Source organism: Sporosarcina sp. P19 (assembly GCF_002743165.1).
In the GTDB taxonomy this organism is placed as follows: Bacteria; Bacillota; Bacilli; order Bacillales_A; family Planococcaceae; genus Sporosarcina; species Sporosarcina ureae.
Map to the genome: position 1 here is coordinate 73,343 of NZ_PDYR01000004.1, position 20,067 is coordinate 93,409.

Genomic DNA, 20,067 nt, shown 5'->3' on the forward strand with positions numbered 1-20,067 from the left:
AACTAATGATAGGCTATTCATAGCTCAACATATGATGTAAAATAGCAAAAGTGCTTTTAGCTCATCACGATAGGGAGGTATTATGAATGAAGACCCGTTCACCAAAGAAAAAGCTGCTGATAGAATACGTTTGGATTGTGATTGGATCCATTTTAGTCGGTTTAGCTTTTAATATATTTTTATTACCAGCAAGACTCGCAGCTGGAGGCGTATCTGGAGTAAGTACTATTCTATATGAGATGTATAGATTTGAACCTGCCTTTGTGCAGTGGCTTATCAATATACCGATATTTTTTATAGGTTTAATTCTTCTTGGTAAGGATTTTAGTCTGAAAACATTAGTGGGAACATTTTTTGTTCCGCTAACCATTTGGCTGACTGCTGACATCCCTTCGACAATTGATAATCCTTTATTGTCCGCAATCTATGGGGGGATTATGTTAGGCGTAGGGCTTGGAATCGTCTATCGAGGAAATGGATCGACTGGAGGACTTGCGACCGTGGCGCAAATTGTTAAGAAATATACGGGTTTGTCCAGTGGTTATGCGCAATTACTCGTAGATGGATTAGTTGTGATTGCTTCTGCCATCGTGTTTAATTTGGAATTGGCATTATTTGCGATGATGGCGATTTTTGTGACGAGTAAGGTAATTGACTTTGTGCAATTACAAACATCCCAATCAAAACTAGTATTGATTATTTCGGATAATGAAGAGCGTATCCAGACGATTATTAAAGAAGAAATTGACCGTGGGTTGACTAAAGTACGCTCCGTAGGCGGCTTTTCCAATCAAGAGAAGACCATGATTTTATGTGTGGTAGAACAAGCGGAAGCGATTTATCTGAAGAAGATCCTGAGAGAGGAAGAACCACAGGCATTTGTCGTATTCCTAAACGCATCTGAAATTCTCGGTAGAGGATTTTCACTATCAAAGGTATATTGAAGAAAGCTATCCTGGACACCAAGTGATGTCTCGGATAGCTTTTTTATGATCATACTGTTTACTCGGTCATAAGCTCAATGTAGGTTGGCTGATAGATGTTGGAAGCGACTTCATTAATTCAAAAGCTTTGGCTGATCGATAACCGGAATGATACAATACATGCGTCTGGATATAGAATAGTGAGTTAAGTAAAATAAGGCACAATAAATAAAAGTCATTCATACTAGGGCATCATATGGAAAGGAAGAAAAACATATGAAACGTAATCAAAATATCGGTTGGAAAGTCGAGTGCAGTTACCGTGAACTACCTGAAACATTTTATACAGTAGTGGAACCAAATACCGTCAGCTCACCGCAATTGGTTCTGACTAATGATGAACTGGCGGTCTCGCTTGGGTTGGATGAAAAACAATTGCATTCCGAAGAAGCAATCGCTGTTTTTGCTGGAAATGAAAAACTTGAAGGAATAGAACCTATTGCTCAGGCCTATGCAGGTCATCAATTCGGTAATTTCACCACGCTAGGTGACGGGCGTGCCATGCTGTTAGGAGAGCACCTGACGCCAGAAGGGAAAAAAGTGGATATTCAATTGAAGGGATCAGGAAGGACACCCTATTCGCGCGGTGGAGACGGACGTGCGGCTCTCGGGCCTATGTTACGTGAGTATTTGATTAGCGAAGCGATGCATGGACTGAATATCCCTACAACACGTAGTTTAGCCGTCACGGTAACAGGAGAGCCTGTTTTACGTGAAACAGCTTTGACAGGAGCCGTGTTGACAAGAGTTGCTTCGAGTCACTTACGTGTCGGAACGTTCCAATATGCGGCAGCCAGACAAGTAGTCGAAGATTTACGTGCACTTGCAGATTACACAATTCAACGTCATTTCCCTGAAGTGGAATCAGAGTCCCACCCTTATGTAGCACTACTAGAACAAGTCATAAAGCGTCAGGCATTTTTGCTCGTGAATTGGCAGCTTACCGGCTTCATTCATGGTGTGATGAATACAGACAATATGGCTATTAGTGGCGAGACCATTGACTATGGGCCGTGCGCATTTATGGATAGCTATGACCCGCAAACCGTCTTTAGCTCAATTGACGTGCAAGGGCGCTATTCTTACCGCAATCAACCTGGTATAGCAGAATGGAATCTTACCCGTTTTGCCGAAACACTTTTACCATTGCTTCACGAAGAGCAAGCGGAAGCAGTGAAACTGGCGGAGAGCAAGCTTTCCAATTTCGCCAGAATTTACGGCGCGGAATGGTTGGCAGGTATGAGGTCCAAATTAGGCTTGTTTAATGAAGAGGAAGCCGATGAAACATTGGTAAAAGATTTGTTAGCTGTCATGAAAGATCATCAGGCTGATTTTACAAATACTTTCCGTTCATTGACGCTTGGACAGCAAGAAGAGTGGTTCCATGAGCCGGACTTTTTAGAGTGGAAAGGGCGCTGGGGTGATAGGCTACAACGTCAGTCGGAAGATACACAATCAGTAGAAGCTTTGATGAAGCGACATAATCCATCGGTCATTCCGAGAAACCATAGGGTGGAAGAGGCGTTACAGGCAGCTGAAGCTGGCGATATGCAGCCGTTTATGAAGCTACTTGAAGTTCTCAAAAACCCTTATGCATATACGGCTGAACAAGAAGAATACGTGAATCCGCCAGAAGACGGAACTACTTTTCAAACATATTGCGGAACATAAAATGAGATGCCCCATTGAAAGTGACAACACTTCAATAGGGCATCTTTTTGTATGGAGTACGATCAACATCTAAAACGAAAATATTATGCGGTAATATCCCGTTTCGTAAACACAGTGTAGCTAATTACTAAGAAAACTACTAAATATGACGCTAATACTACAAGCGAGAATGGCATAGTGATACCATCCACGAATACAGAATTTGTTTCATACATCGTCAGATTCATATGTGTAAATACGAGATACTTCACAATTTCATACTGTGAAAGCAATAGGACAATGGTGTTACCTGTAAAGAAAATGAATAATGATAGGCCGATTGCCATGCCGTTTGAGCGGAAGACGCTACCAATCATGAATGCGAAAGTGGCGGTGATGATAACGTTAGCGAAAGAAAGAATCAGCATATACAAACCGTGTCCCCATATGGAAACGGGCACAATTGCATTGCCATCCCATTTCAGTTCCTGACCTACTCCTGAAGGGAACAGGATGTACGCACTCATAATAGTTACCGCAAATCCAATAACCATTAGTAAGACACCAAACAAAAGAACCGTTACGTATTTTGACGTCATGATTTTCCAACGGCTCACTGGTCGTGTCAACAACATTTTAATTGTGCCTTGAGAAAATTCGGAAGCTACGATGCCTGCTGCTACAATGACTGTAAGTAGTACGACAAGGCTACCAACCCCTACAGGATTGATAATTAGAGATTCCCGGCCGTCTTCTGCGAGAGGCGGGATATCATTTGCTAAACGATATTCCAAAATCTTAATAGTCTCTTCATTTTGCTTGCGTTCCATCTCTGGTAAATCCAGCTGAGTAGCTTCATTTATATAGTTTATTTGTTCTTGTGCACTAGACTTCCAATCGGTCGGCTGTGTAGTGTTCTGGTTGTTTACCCATTTGGTTATCCCCATAACACCAATGACAGCAGCGATTAGCAAAATCGTCATAATCCACGTACCTTTTTTAGACCATAGTTTCATCCATTCATTTTGTATAAGATTCAGCAATCTGTCCGCCTCCCGTCATTTCTAGGAACTGATCCTCTAATGTTTTCCGGTGCGGTTGCACAGCGAACACTTCGATTTCATTGGCTGTCAGTAGCTGTACAATGAATGGAACCTGATCTTTTTCGACCTGCAGTACCAATCCAACCGGCAATAATTTTGGCGTAAAACCATTGGACACCAACAGGCCGTGTGCTTTTTCAGTAGGTGACAGTTCGAAATAGTAATGAGATTGCGCAGTTTCTGACATATCTCGTATGTCAACTAGCCGGCCGTTTTGAATTACAGCAATTCGGTCGCACATTAATTCGATTTCCGAGAGCATATGGCTCGAAACGAAGACAGAAACACCTTCCGTTTCAGCTATAGCCCGTAAATGCTGACGGAATTCCCGAATGCCTGCAGGATCCAGTCCGTTTGTCGGTTCATCTAAGATTAGGAATTTTGGACGATGCAATAAAGCTTGCGCTAGACCAAGACGTTGCCGCATACCTAGCGAGTAAGTGGAGACCTTTTCATGAATACGCTGTTCTAATCCTACTTGTCTAACGACTTCATTGATTCGTTCTTTACTAATATTTTTCTGCATACGTGCGAAATGCAACAGATTTTTATAGCCCGACATGAACTTATACATTTCAGGATTTTCAACAATGACACCGACTTTTGACAGACCCTCTTCAAAGTTTTCCGAAAGTGGTCTTCCATCAATCAGAATCTCGCCGCTTGTACGTTTCATCAAACCGACCATCATTCGAATGGTTGTAGTTTTACCTGCTCCGTTAGGTCCGAGAAATCCAGTAATCTGTCCGGGGTATAATGACAAACTAACATCATCAATAATTTTCTTGTTGCCAATGACTTTCGTCAGATTTTGTAATTCAACTATGGGTTTTATATTCATACATCCTCTCTTTTCATTAATTACTAACATTCTTCCTATACTAACTAACGATTTTTATTTGCAAAAGTTATTTGGTTTAATAAATTACGCATGATCAAAATCTGTTTTGTGTATGATTCGTATGGATAATAGTATGGATAACCATGTCAGTAAGGCGCTAATTAGTAGAACGGAGAGTGCGATTGTCCATTGATTGGTAGTAATAAGGTCTGCGGTTTGCAGAAAGAATTTTTGTTCTGCCACCATTCTTGGATTTTCCATAATATTTAAGATGATTCTAAATGACATCATGCTCAGTAACGGCAAGGCAATTGTTAAAGAAGACGCCAGTACATAGCCCGCCTTGAATTGCAGCGGATAAAAGAGGGAAATGATGAGGTAAAAGAATCCAAGCGCGATGAGTAATTCAGGCATTGTCATCATCCGGGTAGGAAATGGAGCAAATGTATCGAACAAGAAGATATAAAACAGCACAGCCACCGTTGACAGACCGAACCAGATGATAGCAGATGCATACTTCGCCAGTACGAATTGTTTTCTTGTAACCGGAAGGCTGTTTAGTAAGACCGATTCTTTCTCAAACGCCTTGTTACTTGTTGAAATAGCTATGAAATAAGCGACGAAGATTAGAAGTAAAACATGACGTACAGGTTGACCATCCGTAAAAAAGTTTGTAAAGATAATGAACCACAGAGCCGAAATAAGGTAAGTACTCGTCTTTTGTGTGTATAAATCTTTTCGGATCAAAGCATTCATTCGAATTCTCTCCTTCCGGTGTAATACATAATGTCTTCGAGTGTCGGTTTTTCAATAAATAATTTTGACAGGTGATCTAAAGGAATCTCGGCAGTATCTGCCAAACATTCAAAGCCGACATCTGTAGTACGCAGTCCAATTACAGGGAGTCCATCAAGCAGAGTACGCTGATCTGTTGTACCTTTGACCAATACATAACGTTCGGTGAATTCGTCTTTCTCACCTTGAAAGATAATCTCGCCCTGATGAATGAAAACAATGAAATCTGCTATTTTCTCCAAGTCAGTCGTAATATGCGTTGAAAAGAAGATAGCCTTTTCTTCATCTTGTATGAGGTCTTGCATCATATCGAGTAGTTCGCGTCGGACGATTGGATCCAGACCGGCTGTTGGTTCATCCATAACGATAAAATCTGGATGGTGGGAAAGAGCCATTGCAAGTGAAAACTTCATTCGCATACCTTTCGATAAATGCTTTATGCGTTGGGCTGTATTCAACTGAAACTTTCTCAGATAGTAATAGAATAGTTCATCGTCCCACTTGGCATAGAAGGGGGCAAGAATCCTTTTATTTTTCTCGATAGTCAGTTCTTCATAATAGAAATCTGCATCATACACGAAACCTATGCGCTCCTTGATCTCCACCGTGTGGTTTTTATGCGACTCGCCAAACAAACGTATTTCTCCTTGATCAGCTCGAATTAAATCCATCAAACAGCGAATGGTCGTTGTTTTCCCAGCACCATTTGCCCCAATGAATCCCGTAATGAATCCTTTTTTAATATCGAAGTTGAGATTATTCAGTGCAAAGCCCTTAAACTGTTTGGTCAGACCTCGTACTTCCACTATATTTTCCATTCTCTTCACTCCTTATATAGAAATGTCAGCATATGAATTAACTCTTCAAGACTTACGTCAAAAGCTCGCCCATCCTCAATAACGTTCATCAGCTGTTCTTCAATTTTCTTTAACTGTTCTTCTTTTAATAGCTCGTGATTCTGCGCAGCAACAAATGATCCTTTGCCTGGAAAAGTCTCAATAAGTCCATCCCGTTCCAGTTCTTCATAAGCCTTTTTCGTTGTGATGACACTAATCTGCAGGTCTTTCGCTAATTTACGTATAGAAGGCAGTGCCTCTTTCTCTTTCAGTGTCCCTAATAAAATCTGCTCTTTCAACTGGTTTTTAATTTGCAGATAGATCGGTTGGTTCACCGAATTGGAGATGACAATATTCAATACATCACCCCTTTCTTCTTATACTGTATATGTACAGTATACACAGTGTGTGACAGTTGAGTCAACCATAAAAAAACCCCAGAATAGAGTTCTGGAGTTTTTCAATATGAGCAGTTACTATCAATTAACCTGTTTGCACTTGATCGTACGAATAATGAAAAGTTTCTTTTTTAGTGTGAATGAGTAAGAAAAATAATGTTAATGGGCCGATGCGGCCTAGAAACATAACGAAACAAAGAATTACTTCACCTGCAGGGCTAATGTTTCCTGTAATGCCTAATGAAAGTCCTACTGTTGCAAAAGCAGAGACTGTCTCAAATAATAAAGGCAGGAATGGCATCTTTTCAGTAACAGTCAGCAAAAATAAAGCGAGAAAGATAATTACAGAGCTAACCGCCCCTATAGCCATAGAACGAAATATGACTTCGGACTTGATGGTACGATGGAAAATATGCGGTTCTTTTATTCCCCTAAAGTAAGAGATCGTTGCCAGTAAAATAACCATAAAGGTCGTTAACTTTATTCCGGAAGCGGTAGATGCGCTGCCCCCACCAATAAACATGAGAAGAAGTGTCAGTAAGAGGGAAGACTCCTCCATATCTCCGACGACAATCATATTGAATCCGGCAGTACGTGGTGTCACGGCTTGGAAGTATGACGTCCAAAGCTTGTCAATAAAACTCAAACTGCCAATTGTCTTTTCATTATGAAACTCCAAGATGAATAAGAAGAGCGTAGCAATAACGTTCACGATCAGCGTGCCGAATATCATCATTTTCGTGTGTAGTGTCCATTGTTGAATAGATCTCTTTAGAAGGATGTCCTTCACTACAATAAAGCCGATTCCTCCAATAATAAATAAACCAGAAAGGATAATTGTAATAATAGGATTACCTGCAAACGAACTCAAATTGTCCGGAAATAATGAAAACCCAGCGTTATTAAACGCAGATACTACATGGAATACACTGTAGTACATTCCTTGTTTCCAGCCAAACTCAGGTATCCATACAGTGCATAATGCGATAAATGCAATACTTTCTATTACAATCACGAACGTTAAGATTTCACCTACAAAGCGAACGGTTCCACCAATGGACTGATAGTTGAATGTTTCCTGGATGAATATGCGGTTGGTCATACCAACTTTTCTACCTAAAATAATGAGCACTGCAACGGCAAATGCCATTAATCCGACGCCGCCTATTTGAATCAGTATGAGCAACACGACTTCTCCGAAAATGGTGAGTGTAGCGGTGATATCAAAGACGCTCAGTCCAGTTACAGTTGTAGCGGACGTGGCAGTGAAAAGTGCATCAATCCAGCTAATTGGTTTATGTGTAGCTATCGGTAATTTTAATAGTAAGGTACCGATTACTATAGTAAATAGGAAAGATGAGGCTATAAGAGCAGGAGGAGAAAAAGTTTTCCTACGTTTTTTAATAGCTGTCATGATCTTTTCATCTCCAGGTAGATCGAATAAAATAACAAAAAGACTCGTAGCTCTTACAAAATTAGCAACAAGTCTTCGTTTTAAGTTCATTAAAAAATATGATACAGTGTGAACAAGGGAGTGAATCCAGATGAGCAACTGTGCAATTGATCATACGCAACAAGAAGTTGTAGAAAAATTAGCAGAGCAGCAATCCTTCATGCCAGAAGAATTAGTGGAAAGCTGTGAGTTGTTTTTAAGCAAACCATTGAGTCAAGAGGCATTGAATGTGGTATTTCATTTGTTAAAAAAATATGACTTGGCAACAGAAGAAGAACGTGCAGAACGTAATACTAAAATGCAACAGTTATTTCTATAAGCTAGACGATCCGTCTACTCTTTATGATAAGTCATTACTGGACGTCACTTTGTAAAAGAGAAATCGCAGACTCAAGTAACTGAATATCTTGTAGGATAAAAGTTTTGATATCGGCGGGCGCAGTATGGTACTCATCACTGAGTAGTTCAAGCTCTCGGATGAAAATAGAACTTTCATTTTGGTTGGTCATGATTGCAACCCTCCTTATAAGTCAATTTACCCCCTAAGATGGCGTTTTAAACTGTATTGAAATCAAATATTTCAATTACATTACATTTGGGTTGCTGACTAACTGAGACTTCGTTGGCGACCAAGTTAGCAAGAATTCCTGGGTACGACTACGTCCGATAGACAGCAAGTCATCCATTTGCTCTTCACTCAAATCAAATTGTGTCGCACTATAATTTTCTACGGGAATGAAGATTATGTTTTGCACATGTCGTTTTGAGATATATTTTTCATCATGCGCATTCTTCATAGTAGAGAATAACGCTTCGAATAATTGCATAGCATTTCGAATGGTGCGGCCGGGTACTTCATCTTGATTGCGACTCAATTTGATCCCAATTACGGGTAGTTTACGCGACGATGTATCTTCGTCAAAAATCCACATCGGGAAATTACTTAATACGCCGCCGTCTACGACAATCGTTCCTTTTGGTGCATCGAGACGTACAGGTTCAAAAAAGTAGGGGATACCACAACTCATACGCAGTGCCTTTGCAATGGAAAATCGATCAGCATCATATCCGTATTTCTGTAAATCATCAGGAAGTACCATCATCTTGCCATTTGTTAAGTCAGATGCGACCAATTTTAACGAGCCTTTTGGAAGATCACCAAACGCATAACAACCTTTACGCGCAAGCTTTTCAAAAAACCAATCCTCCAACGCCTTTCCTTGATACAAACCCATTCTCCAATAAAGCGAGACCCATTTCATAAAAGGGAATGGCAATAGAGTCTTTCGCGGATCCAGCAGAGCTTGAAAATCTTCTTCAGCCAACATGACTTCAATTTCATCGGCTGTATAGCCGGCCGCCAAAAAACTCGCAACAATAGCTCCTGCACTTGTGCCAGCTACGTTTTCAAATTGATAACCTTGTTTTTCCAACTCCTGCACCGCTCCAACTAGCGCAAAACCTTTTAAACCTCCGCCTGAAAACACGCCATTTATTCGCACTGTATCCCTGCTTTCATTTTTATTGGTCTACTACTGTAAGGTCTTGGCAACAGAAATAGAACAATATTTATGTGGAAATGTATGAAAATTCTCTTTCGGTGAACTATAATAAGGAATCTATACAAACATGTACAGGATTCAATTATAGATTGTTGGAGGAGGTGTGCAACATGAGCGTATTTATGCGGATTGCACTGACGTTAGTGATTATTGGTGCTCTTAACTGGGGATTGATCGGCTTTTTCAACTTTGATTTGGTTGCCAGCGTATTTGGAGGACAAGACACAATTCTTGCGAAGATTGTCTATGCCATTGTGGGACTGAGCGGATTGGCAGCGATTGGACTTTTAGTTAAATCGAATGAAGAGATTATTGTCGACGAGGATGAAAAAGTAGAGCCCCATAAGCAGTTCGATCGAATTCGAAATGTGAATTACAACACAGAATTTGGGGAAGAACTGGATATGATGAAGAAGCGTAAAAAAGTGGATCGATCACTTAAGGACCCTAAAGAATGATCAAAGAGTGTTCTCGTGTTAAAGCGGGAACACTTTTTGATGTAGTGGTGAGAAAAAGTCGCCTATCCGAATTACCTGTCAGGCGATATCAACTAGAATTGAACTGAAAAGCGCAGTGAGGAGATCCTCACTGCGCTATTTAGATTGTCCTCCTGATAAAGCTAACATGACGACCGGCTTGTCTATCTTGGCGATAGGAAAAGCCTTCTGGGCTAAGGAATGTACATGTACGGTCGATTGTAATATTGGCTTCAGGAATTCCTGCCAACTTGCATTGTTTCTTCACTGTCAGTTGGTTATCAATATGATATTTTCGTGTTACTGCATTATAGGATATGAATTCGTCTGCATAGCCGAGGTTGTGAAACTTCGTATAGACATCTTCATCGACTTCAAACATTTCTTGACTGAGTGCTGCACCGATTTGGACATGAACACGACTCAGGTCACAGTGCTCGTATTGCTGTAGGTGGCGGAACAGCTTTGGTGTGATTTCCTTCACCGTGCCTTGCCAACCGGAATGAATGGCTCCAATCAATGGACTAGCCTCACTGTAAAATAATATAGGAACGCAGTCCGCCGTTAAACTGCACAGCACGATATCTGATTCAAGTGTATATAGTGCATCTGTGTCAGGAATTGCCGTATCTTGTCGCAATGCACCTTTACCTCTTTCTTGTGCAGTCACTTTATGAAAGTTTGCGCTATGTGTTTGATTGGCAAATACGAAATCTTCCAAATTACATTGCAAAAAACTCGCCAACTGTCGGCGATTGTTCATCACGTCAACGGGTGAAACGCATGCATGTAAAGCAGTATTATTGCACTCAGGTTGACTGCAATCTTTCAGAGTCATACCTAGTAGGATATTGTTATGGTCTTGATGGATGGTTGTTTTCATAACTCTCGATCCGCATTCAGCAATAGTTGCGTTAGAATTTGTGCACCGTAAATTAAGGCATCGGTATTGAACGACATCTGGGGATGATGCAAGCCTGGTTTCAAATCACAACCGAGTCCAATCATCGTGGCAGGAATTTCAGGCGTTTTCCACGTGTAGAAATGAAAGTCTTCCGCCCCTTGAGAAATACATGGTCCATCTATGTTTTCTTCACCTAACACTGAGCCGATCGCCTGTTGTGCCAGTTGGATTGCTGTGGCATTTTCCGTAGCAGCAGGTGAATAGCCTTCTTCTACATAAGCAATCTTCGTCTCTGTCAGTGCAGCAGTGTGCTGTATAATGTGGCAGGCTTTTGCCAGCAAAGCATCCATCGTCTCATTCGTTTCAGCGCGAACGTCGAGCGTAAATCGAGCGCTGGCGGGGATGGAGTTACTTGTTTCACCACCATGTAGCTCTGTAATTTTGATGGAAAACTTTTTATTGCCTGGCAAGCGGATCTGACGCAGTGACTGGATTAGGAAACTCGCTGCTTCAATTGGGTTATTACCTTCTTCAGGTCTCGCTGCATGCGCAGGTGTACCTGTAATCGTGCCTATAATAGTTGCAGACGATCCATGTAAAATTGCAGGGGCAGATTTACCGAACGGAACTTCCGTATGCGGACGTACGTGCAGGCCGCCTAGAAATAGAACATCTTCAAGCACGCCTTCTTTCATCATGTGCAACGCACCTTCTGCCAACTCTTCTGCAGGTTGGAAAATGAACCGGATTGTATGATGTAAATCTGTTTCGCTGTTCTTTAAAGCCAGTGCGGTATATAACGCCATTGTACTGTGTGCGTCATGTCCGCACGAGTGGTTAGCTATTACTTCGCCATCGACTTCCTGTACCAGTGCATCCATATCCGCACGCAACGCAATGACGCCCTTCGTACGACCGGCAATTTCTGCGATGAAGCCGTGATGCCCATTGTAGGTAGTGATATTTAATCCGGCAGATGAAAGCTGATCCTGTAAATAACATGAAGTCTGCTGCTCTTGCCAACTAGGTTCAGCAATAGCATGCAGGTCTTGATAGGTCTGTAGGATTTCCTTTTTATGAAGTTCTATATAGTTTAGTGGATCAGACATTATGCATTACCTCCGTTTGTATGAAGTGGATGATCTTAAAAGTAAAACATATTGACTAGTATACAGCAATGAAGGTGACTATTCGTCAAGAATTAATTGACTTTTCAAAAACGGTTATTTGAACATAATAAAGTAATAGCTCGCACCATCAATGGAAGGAGAATTTTTATGAAACTTATATTAATAAAGAATTCTAAAAAACAATCGATGATGTATTGTGGGTTCAGTTAGCGCACACGACGCCACCTATTCGATTAGCTGAATATGTAAAAGACTTTGAACCCCATCCTATGGAAAGTAATAATTTTACAGGTTATTTCTACTAGTAAAATATAGTGATGAAAATAAAATGAGATAGTTTAAGACGTAGAAGAAAACTTACTACAATAGGGTTTAGGCTATATCACGTTCTAATTAAATCAAATAAATTGCTTGTATTCATTTGATTTCTAGTTTTTTTTACAGTATAGTGTAAACCTGCTTGTGTAATTCATCTCTAAAGGGGGAACTATGAAGAAAATATCAAAGGTTTTTTATATTACCATTGTCTTAATAATAATTGCGGTAGGATATGGAGTAATAAATCCAGTACATTTCGAGGAAATCACTTCAGCTGGTAAAGCTTTTGTAGCATCAACATTCGGTTGGTACTATATGTTAATTATGACAGCGTTACTGTTGCTCAGTATTTTTATGATATTCAGTCCATACGGTAAAATCCGTTTAGGAAAAGATACAGATCGTCCGCAATTCTCTACGATTACGTGGATTGCGATGCTATTCTCGGCTGGGATGGGAATCGGACTCGTTTTCTACGGTGCCGCAGAACCATTATCCCATTACGCAGTACCAGCAACAGAGGATCCGCTAACACCTGCTGCTTTTAAAGAATCTATGCGGAAAACATTTCTACACTACGGTCTTCATATCTGGGCTTTGTATGGAATGGTCGCATTGGCATTGGCATACTTCCAGTTCAGAAAAGGCGAACCAGGCCTAATCTCAACAACATTGAAGCCAATCTTCGGAGAAAAAGTAAAAGGTCCTTTAGGAACAGTAATTGACGTACTCGCAGTTTTTGCAACTGCTTTCGGTGTGGCAACTTCACTAGGATTAGGTGCTGTTCAAATTAACGCAGGATTGGATTACTTGTTTGGCTTTACGATAGGTATCCAATCGCAAATTATTATCGTGACGGTCGTAACGGTACTATTTATTGGATCAGCCTGGTCTGGATTAAGTAGAGGGATTCGCTATCTGTCCAATATCAATTTGATATTAGCAGTAGCCCTTTTAGGATTAATTCTTATTCTTGGACCTACTTTATTGATCTTTAATATGTTCACGGATTCAGTTGGTGGTTATTTTACAAATCTCATCGATATGAGTATGGGCACGGCTCCACTCAATGGTGAAAATCGTGGATGGTTAGATGGATGGACTATATTTTATTGGGCTTGGTGGATCTCTTGGTCACCATTCGTCAGTATGTTCATTGCACGAGTTTCTAAAGGGCGTACAATCCGTGAATTTATGGCAGGCGTTTTGCTTGTACCTTCATTCTTTGGGTTCTTATGGTTCTCAACGTTTGGTACTACAGCAATCGAAATGCAGAATAACGGAGCAGCAGATCTCGCTTCTTTAAATATTGAAGTAGTTGCATTCGAAATGTTTCACGCAATGCCATTTTCATTAGTTCTATCATTGTTCGCGATTCTTTTAGTGACATCGTTCTTCATCACGTCGGCTGACTCAGCGACTTACGTGTTGGGCATGCAGTCAACGTATGGTTCGTTGACGCCGCCAAACTCCGTAAAAGTGGTTTGGGGTATCATTGTTTCGACAATTGCCTTGATTTTGCTTTCAGCAGGTGGACTTCTTGCCTTGCAAAATACAATCATCATAGCGGCCTTGCCATTTTCGTTCGTCATCTTACTGATGATGTATGCGTTGTTTAAGTCAATGAATGAAGAGCTATATAAAATGAAATAAACGGAAGGAACATGCGAATTATTTTGCATGTTCCTTTTTTATAAGAAAAGGACAGGTAAGCAGAGGGGCGATGTTTCACTGCATACAATTTGTAGTTAGTTCTTAAGTGTATAAAAGGAAATATAATCAGTAAATAAACTAGATATTCTTGAAGTAACGAAAACTAATTTCAGTTGCTCTAAACTACATATTGTTTTCTCTTTTCTTAAGTAATTATAAGCATAGGATGTTAAAATAACGTAGATAAGTTGGATTGAAACAATGGAAAAGGAATAGGTGTACAATATGAGTTTATTAACAGTAAAAAATATTAGCCATGGATTCGGTGACCGTGTAATTTTTGAAGATGTGTCATTTCGTCTATTAGCAGGTGAACATATAGGATTAGTAGGTGCCAATGGAGAAGGTAAATCTACGTTTATGAATATCATTACGCATAAGCTGGAGCCGGATGCGGGAACTGTCACGTGGTCAAAGCGTGTTCGTATCGGATACTTAGATCAACATGCGGCTTTGAAGCAGGGGATGTCCATCCGTGATGTATTGCGCACAGCGTTCCAATATTTATACGATATGGAAACTGAAATGAATAGTCTCTTTGCGAAGATGGGTGAAGTGGAGCCGGATGAACTGGAAAGTTTGCTTGAAGATACTGGACAAATTCAAGAATCTCTAGAGCAGAGTGATTTTTATATGATTGACGCAAAAGTAGAAGAAGTTGCAAATGGTCTTGGACTCGATGAATTTGGTTTGGATACTGACGTAAATGACTTGAGTGGTGGCCAGCGTACAAAAGTATTACTGGCTAAATTGCTGCTTGAAAAGCCCGATATCTTATTGCTTGATGAACCAACGAACTACTTGGACGTCGAGCATATTGAATGGTTGCGTACGTACTTACAAGAGTATCCAGGGGCATTCATTTTGATATCGCATGATATTCCATTCTTGAACAGTGTCATTAACTTGATTTATCATATGGAAAATCAACAGGTCAATCGTTATCCTGGCGACTATGACGAGTTTTTGCGTGTGCGTGAAATGAGATTGCAACAAGTCGAAGCTGCTTATAAAAAGCAACAAAAAGAAATTTCGCATCTGAAGGATTTTGTAGCTCGCAATAAGGCGAATGCAGCAACCAGTCGAATGGCAATGTCCCGCCAGAAGAAGCTGGATAAGATGGACGTTATAGAGTTAGATTCTGAAAAACCAAAGCCACATTTTGATTTCAAAATGGCAAGGACACCCGGGAAATATTTATTTGAAACGACAGATCTAGTGATTGGATACGATGAACCGCTATCGAAGCCTTTAAATCTATCTATGGAACGTGGACAGAAAATCGCTCTTGCTGGAGCAAACGGTATAGGTAAAACGACACTGTTGAAAAGTATTCTCGGGGAAATAAACGCTCTTTCCGGTAAAGTGGAGCAAGGTGAGCATCTATCAATTGGTTACTTTGAACAGGAGATGAAAACAGACACAGAGCATACGTGTTTGGAAGAAATTTGGAGTGAGTTCCCACACTTTGCGCAATATGAAGTACGTGCAGCTTTAGCGCGTGTTGGATTAACTACGAAACATATTGAAAGTAAAGTAAAAGTATTAAGTGGGGGAGAGCGTGCAAAGGTACGTCTTTGTAAGCTGGTAAATAGCGAAACAAATCTACTAGTATTGGATGAGCCCACAAACCACTTGGACTATGATGCAAAAGAAGAACTGAAACGTGCTTTGAAAGAATATAAAGGAAGCATCTTACTCATTTCACACGAGCCTGACTTTTATGAAGATGTAGTATCTACTATTTGGAATGGTGAGACGTGGACTACGAAGATGTTCTAAACAAACGATACTGTTCCACGTGAAACAAAACTCCAACCGATGCCGGTTGGATTTTTTTATTCAGTTACGCATCTCCAAGTGCTGACAACATGATAGGGTGTAGGCGCGTTTCATTCAGTACTTGTGATCATTGGTACAATCCGTTTCTTTGTAGAAATCAATTCAATTGTTCTCAAAATAATTGCATAAACTTTTTTAACGCAAATGAATGATAACTGTTCTTCTTAGTGACGATGCCAAGCTCCCATAGTAAAGGCGGCTCTTGAAGGGGAATCATCTTTATTTTTTTATTTGTAAACTTCGTTGAGATGGATTGAGGAAGAAGCGTGATACCTAGTTTGGCTGCCACCAGTTCAATGATCAAATCCCATTGGGAGCTTTCATACGATATAGTCGGATTAAACCCTGCCTCTTTACAGGCACCTATAATATAGCGATGTAAGGCAAAGCTTTTAGAAAATAGGATGAGTTGTTCATTTTTTAACTCCGATATTGCGACAGCATCTCGTTTTGCAAATGGATGATCAATATGGACGAACAGAAAGAATTCATCTGAAATAAAAGGATGAACCTGGAAAATGTCTTGATTGGTCGGCAACACAATAATACCAGCATCAATCTGACCTTTATCTACAAGCTCTTCTACTACTTTAGCACCCAGTTCGTGCAACTCGATTTTAATATGGGGATAATTCTTTGAAAGGTTTTTAGCGATCTGTGGAAAGAACAGTGTGCCAATCAAAGGTGGCATGCCGATCTTAATTTCTCCCGACACGCCCTCGGCAAGGTCTTCGAGTAAGACAGGAAGCTCTCCAAGTAATTGTAGAATTTGCTGTGCTTGCTCATATACAATGTCTCCCGCATCCGTCAATCGAAGGCTGCGTGTAGAACGGTTGAAAAGTACGACATTGAGTTCTTCCTCAAGTTTTTTCACTGATTTACTTAAAGAGGGCTGTGAAATATATGAATATTCAGCGGCTTTTGTAAAGCTTAAATGGTCTGCTACGTGTATAAAAGCTCGAAAGTCTTTGAGTTCGATGATCATCCAACCTTTCATTTATGCATATTAAGAATAAAATTCATTCACAATATTCATTTTACATATAAGTCAGAAATCTGTACACTATTATTAAAGAGTCGGAGGAGGTTACAGTATGAGTAAAGTAATGAATTCATTCATGGAAGCGGTTTCAGATATTCAAGACGGTGCTACGTTAATTGTAGGAGGCTTCGGATTATGCGGTATTCCGGAAAAATCCATTGAGGCGTTACAGGATCGTGGCGTGAAAGATTTAACTGTAGCTAGTAATAACTGTGGAGTAGATGATGCAGGTCTTGGGAGGTTGCTAGTGAATAAACAGATTAAAAAGATGATTGCTTCGTATGTTGGAGAAAACAAGACTTTTGAAAAGCAGTTCCTTAACGGGGAGTTAGAAGTGGAACTGAGTCCGCAGGGAACACTTGCCGAGAGGATTAGAGCGGGGGGTGCAGGAATTCCTGGATTCTACACAGCAACAGGAGTAGGTACGCCCATTGCAGAAGGTAAAGAAACGAAAGAGTTTAACGGTAAGACGTATCTGCTTGAAGAAGGGATCGTCGGAGACTTTGCGCTTGTGAAAGCTTGGAAGGCCGATACCCTTGGAAACTTAGTGTACCGCAAGACGGCAATGAACTTTAATCCACTTGCTGCGATGGCAGGAAAAATAACGATTGCGGAAGTGGAAGAAATCGTAGAAGCTGGCGAACTTACTCCAGAAGAAATTGATACACCGGGTATTTATGTACAGCGAGTCTTACTTGGAACGGATTATGAAAAACGTATTGAGCGCTTAACAGTGAGAAAAGCGTAAAAAGGAGAGATGAACATGACAGAAACACGAAATTCAATCGTAAAACGGGCGGTCGAAGAAATTCAGGACGGCATGAATGTTAACCTTGGGATCGGTATGCCAACACTTGTCGCCAATGAAATACCAGATGGAATGACGGTTTTATTGCAGTCGGAGAACGGCTTGCTAGGTATCGGTCCTTACCCCATAGAAGGGCAAGAGGATGCAGATTTGATTAATGCTGGAAAAGAAACGATTACGACAGTCCCTGGTTCATCCTTTTTTGATAGCGCGGAATCGTTTGCGATGATTCGGGGTGGACATATCGACTTGGCGATTCTTGGCGGCATGGAAGTTTCGGAGAGCGGAGACTTGGCTAACTGGATGATTCCAGGAAAAGTCGTTAAAGGAATGGGCGGCGCAATGGACTTAGTTGTCGGTGCAAAACGTGTCGTAGTGATCATGGATCATGTCAATAAACACGGTGAATCGAAAGTTAAGAAAACCTGTGCGTTGCCGTTAACGGGTCTTGGTGTTGTAGATCGACTCATCACAGACTTGGCTGTATTTGATTTCACGGAAGACGGCATGGTGCTCGTTGAAACATCTGCTGGTATTACAATAGACGAAGTAAAAGGTAAGACAGAAGCAACGTTTACGGTTTCACCAGACTTCATAATTAGATAATACATTTTGACGATACCCTCTATTGTAGGTATCGTCTTTTGCGTTCACATTACAGACTTGGAGGTAGGTTTATGGAAAGAATAGCGATCATAGGATGCGGTACAATGGGTCATTCCATTGCACTGAGTGTTGCATGGGCTGGATACGATGTGACGATGCATGGCATAGCCGCTGAAGAACTCGAGTGCGCTCAGGCAAGCATCGCAAGTAAGTTGAAAGTGCTAACGGATAATGAGTTATTGGCGTTTGAAGAAGTGGAATTAGTGAAAGAGAGAGTAACTACAGTAACTACAATAGAAGAAGCTGTGAAAGATGCGACGTTCATTATCGAAGCGGTGCCTGAACGTCTAGAGTTGAAGCAACAAATCTTCAAGCAACTGGATCAGCTTTGTGATCCGTCCGTCATTCTGGCAAGTAATACTTCGGCAATCAGTCCGACAGATATCGCGGATCAAACAATACACCCTGAACGCACAGTCATCACACACTTTTGGCATCCGGCGCACTTAATTCCATTAGTCGAAGTAGTTAGAGGAGCCAGAACGAATGATGAAACAGTTGAACGTTCCATAGCACTACTGAATGAGCTAAATAAGAAGCCAATCGAAGTGAAAAAGGAAGCACCCGGCTTCGTAGGAAATCGTTTGCAATTCGCTTTATTGCGTGAAGCACAGCATATTCTACAAGAAGGAATCGCGACGAAAGAAGATATAGATGCTGCGGTGCTTTATAGTATCGGTAGAAGATTACCTGTCACCGGTCCTTTCCTATCAGCAGATATGGGTGGTTTGGATGTATACACAGACATATCGAATTATCTATATAAGGACTTATCGAATGCAAAACAATCCGCAACAAGTATGCAGGAATTATTGGACGCGGGAGAACTCGGCAGTAAAACAGGTAAAGGGTATTATGAGTGGAATTCTACATTTACTGAGGAGATAAATACTGCACGAGAAAAAGAGCTGATCCGTTATATGAAGCAAGATAGAGGGTTATGAAGAGAAAGGCCAGAACACCCTAGAGGGATGTTCTGGCCTTTCTCTTCTAATAGTTCGTCTAATATCAAATATTAATTCAGTATAATAGGTCAATCTTATTAGTAGTAATTTTAATATTTATAAATATTTAATGGAGAATATTATCAGTTAATTTCTTCAATTTGTTCATTGCATGCTTGTATGAAAAATCACGAATTTGAAAATATAGGTAATAATCAAATGGTTGCACACTAACAAATTGTTCCATAGAATATACTGAATTACGGACAAATCATTGAAATAATAGTTGGCTTCTAAACTAATGAGAAAGGATAGTGCATTGTGAAGTTAAATCCTAACAGTCCCTTACCACTGCATGTTCAACTTAAAGATATAATCAAGAACTCTATCGAGTAAGGTTTTTATGAAAAGAAGATTCCTGGTGAAAGGGAGTTAACAGAGCAGCATGAAGTGAGTCGAGCTACAGTAAGGGAAGCTGTAGCTCAACTAGTTCGAGAAGGTATACTGGAAAAGAGACACGGTAAAGGTACGTTCATTCTATTAAGCCAATACATGTTGGTTAGGAACCTTAAGTAGTATGACTGAAACCATCAGTGACATGGG

Annotated in this window: 21 protein-coding genes; 10 read left to right on the forward strand and 11 right to left on the reverse strand. The window is 40.6% G+C overall.

Annotation, left to right across the window (positions count from 1 at the left end):
• Nucleotides 1-86 precede the first annotated feature (86 nt).
• Both CSV74_RS06430 and CSV74_RS06435 read left to right on the forward strand, forming a co-directional pair.
• On the forward strand, nt 87-944 hold the full coding sequence (locus tag CSV74_RS06430) for a YitT family protein (RefSeq protein WP_029054328.1): 858 nt from the start codon (nt 87-89) through the stop codon (nt 942-944).
• Between the two features lie 255 nt (nt 945-1,199).
• On the forward strand, nt 1,200-2,654 hold the full coding sequence (locus CSV74_RS06435) for a protein adenylyltransferase SelO (protein ID WP_099691030.1): 1,455 nt from the start codon (nt 1,200-1,202) through the stop codon (nt 2,652-2,654).
• A gap of 83 nt (nt 2,655-2,737) precedes the next feature.
• On the opposite strand, the gene CSV74_RS06440 is transcribed toward CSV74_RS06435, so the two are convergent.
• The 6 genes from CSV74_RS06440 to CSV74_RS06465 all read right to left on the reverse strand — a co-directional run bounded on the left by CSV74_RS06440 (nt 2,738) and on the right by CSV74_RS06465 (nt 8,020).
• Nucleotides 2,738-3,676, reverse strand: a complete 939-nt coding sequence (locus CSV74_RS06440) for an ABC transporter permease (protein ID WP_099691031.1) — start codon at nt 3,674-3,676, stop codon at nt 2,738-2,740.
• A complete protein-coding gene (locus tag CSV74_RS06445; protein ID WP_099691032.1) occupies nt 3,654-4,577 on the reverse strand; it encodes an ABC transporter ATP-binding protein in 924 nt (307 codons plus the stop codon). The genes CSV74_RS06440 and CSV74_RS06445 overlap by 23 nt, the downstream gene beginning before the upstream one ends.
• Nucleotides 4,578-4,661: 84 nt before the next feature.
• Nucleotides 4,662-5,333, reverse strand: coding sequence for an ABC-2 transporter permease (locus tag CSV74_RS06450; protein ID WP_099691033.1), 672 nt, complete (start codon nt 5,331-5,333; stop codon nt 4,662-4,664).
• Nucleotides 5,330-6,190, reverse strand: coding sequence for an ABC transporter ATP-binding protein (locus tag CSV74_RS06455; protein WP_099691034.1), 861 nt, complete (start codon nt 6,188-6,190; stop codon nt 5,330-5,332). The genes CSV74_RS06450 and CSV74_RS06455 overlap by 4 nt, the downstream gene beginning before the upstream one ends.
• Before the next feature lie 5 nt (nt 6,191-6,195).
• Nucleotides 6,196-6,567 (reverse strand): GntR family transcriptional regulator, encoded by a 372-nt coding sequence (locus tag CSV74_RS06460; protein WP_029054319.1) that lies wholly within the window; start codon nt 6,565-6,567, stop codon nt 6,196-6,198.
• A gap of 124 nt (nt 6,568-6,691) precedes the next feature.
• A complete protein-coding gene (locus tag CSV74_RS06465; RefSeq protein ID WP_099691035.1) occupies nt 6,692-8,020 on the reverse strand; it encodes a TrkH family potassium uptake protein in 1,329 nt (442 codons plus the stop codon).
• A gap of 130 nt (nt 8,021-8,150) precedes the next feature.
• Here CSV74_RS06465 and CSV74_RS06470 point away from each other — a divergent pair, with 130 nt between their 5' ends.
• The gene (locus CSV74_RS06470; RefSeq protein ID WP_099691036.1) at nt 8,151-8,378 is read left to right on the forward strand and encodes a group-specific protein; all 228 of its coding nucleotides are present in this window, start codon (nt 8,151-8,153) and stop codon (nt 8,376-8,378) included.
• A 34-nt stretch (nt 8,379-8,412) separates the two neighbouring features.
• Here CSV74_RS06470 and CSV74_RS16610 read toward each other — a convergent pair whose 3' ends face one another.
• Nucleotides 8,413-8,568 carry a hypothetical protein gene (locus tag CSV74_RS16610; RefSeq protein ID WP_155979523.1) on the reverse strand — a complete coding sequence of 52 codons (156 nt, stop codon included), beginning with the start codon at nt 8,566-8,568 and terminating at the stop codon, nt 8,413-8,415.
• Between the two features lie 75 nt (nt 8,569-8,643).
• Nucleotides 8,644-9,561, reverse strand: a complete 918-nt coding sequence (locus tag CSV74_RS06475; protein WP_099691037.1) for a patatin-like phospholipase family protein — start codon at nt 9,559-9,561, stop codon at nt 8,644-8,646.
• Nucleotides 9,562-9,731: 170 nt separating this feature from the next.
• On the opposite strand from CSV74_RS06475, the gene CSV74_RS06480 reads away from it, so the two are divergent.
• Entirely contained in the window at nt 9,732-10,079 is a 348-nt protein-coding gene (locus CSV74_RS06480; RefSeq protein ID WP_099691038.1) for a DUF378 domain-containing protein, read from the forward strand.
• 139 nt (nt 10,080-10,218) lie between these two features.
• Here the strand turns inward: CSV74_RS06480 and CSV74_RS06485 are convergent, their stop codons facing one another.
• Both CSV74_RS06485 and CSV74_RS06490 read right to left on the reverse strand, forming a co-directional pair.
• Nucleotides 10,219-10,980 (reverse strand): purine nucleoside phosphorylase YfiH/LACC1 family protein, encoded by a 762-nt coding sequence (locus tag CSV74_RS06485; protein WP_099691039.1) that lies wholly within the window; start codon nt 10,978-10,980, stop codon nt 10,219-10,221.
• On the reverse strand, nt 10,977-12,110 hold the full coding sequence (locus CSV74_RS06490; protein ID WP_099691040.1) for an amidohydrolase: 1,134 nt from the start codon (nt 12,108-12,110) through the stop codon (nt 10,977-10,979). Before CSV74_RS06490 ends, CSV74_RS06485 begins: the two co-directional genes overlap by 4 nt.
• 510 nt (nt 12,111-12,620) lie before the next feature.
• Between CSV74_RS06490 and CSV74_RS06495 the strand changes: the two genes are divergently transcribed.
• Nucleotides 12,621-14,102: a BCCT family transporter gene (locus CSV74_RS06495; RefSeq protein WP_099691041.1), complete on the forward strand. Its 1,482-nt coding sequence runs from the start codon at nt 12,621-12,623 to the stop codon at nt 14,100-14,102.
• Nucleotides 14,103-14,387: 285 nt separating this feature from the next.
• A complete protein-coding gene (locus CSV74_RS06500; RefSeq protein WP_029054311.1) occupies nt 14,388-15,944 on the forward strand; it encodes an ABC-F family ATP-binding cassette domain-containing protein in 1,557 nt (518 codons plus the stop codon).
• Between the two features lie 172 nt (nt 15,945-16,116).
• On the opposite strand, the gene CSV74_RS06505 is transcribed toward CSV74_RS06500, so the two are convergent.
• Nucleotides 16,117-16,983 carry a LysR family transcriptional regulator gene (locus tag CSV74_RS06505; protein WP_099691137.1) on the reverse strand — a complete coding sequence of 289 codons (867 nt, stop codon included), beginning with the start codon at nt 16,981-16,983 and terminating at the stop codon, nt 16,117-16,119.
• A gap of 115 nt (nt 16,984-17,098) precedes the next feature.
• Between CSV74_RS06505 and CSV74_RS06510 the strand changes: the two genes are divergently transcribed.
• From CSV74_RS06510 to CSV74_RS17125, 4 genes are all read left to right on the forward strand, one after another.
• A complete protein-coding gene (locus tag CSV74_RS06510; protein ID WP_099691042.1) occupies nt 17,099-17,794 on the forward strand; it encodes a CoA transferase subunit A in 696 nt (231 codons plus the stop codon).
• A gap of 15 nt (nt 17,795-17,809) precedes the next feature.
• Nucleotides 17,810-18,460 (forward strand): 3-oxoacid CoA-transferase subunit B, encoded by a 651-nt coding sequence (locus CSV74_RS06515; RefSeq protein WP_099691043.1) that lies wholly within the window; start codon nt 17,810-17,812, stop codon nt 18,458-18,460.
• Between the two features lie 71 nt (nt 18,461-18,531).
• Nucleotides 18,532-19,464, forward strand: coding sequence for a 3-hydroxyacyl-CoA dehydrogenase family protein (locus CSV74_RS06520; RefSeq protein ID WP_099691044.1), 933 nt, complete (start codon nt 18,532-18,534; stop codon nt 19,462-19,464).
• A 450-nt stretch (nt 19,465-19,914) separates the two neighbouring features.
• A complete protein-coding gene (locus CSV74_RS17125; RefSeq protein WP_369823693.1) occupies nt 19,915-20,040 on the forward strand; it encodes a GntR family transcriptional regulator in 126 nt (41 codons plus the stop codon).
• Nucleotides 20,041-20,067 lie beyond the last annotated feature (27 nt).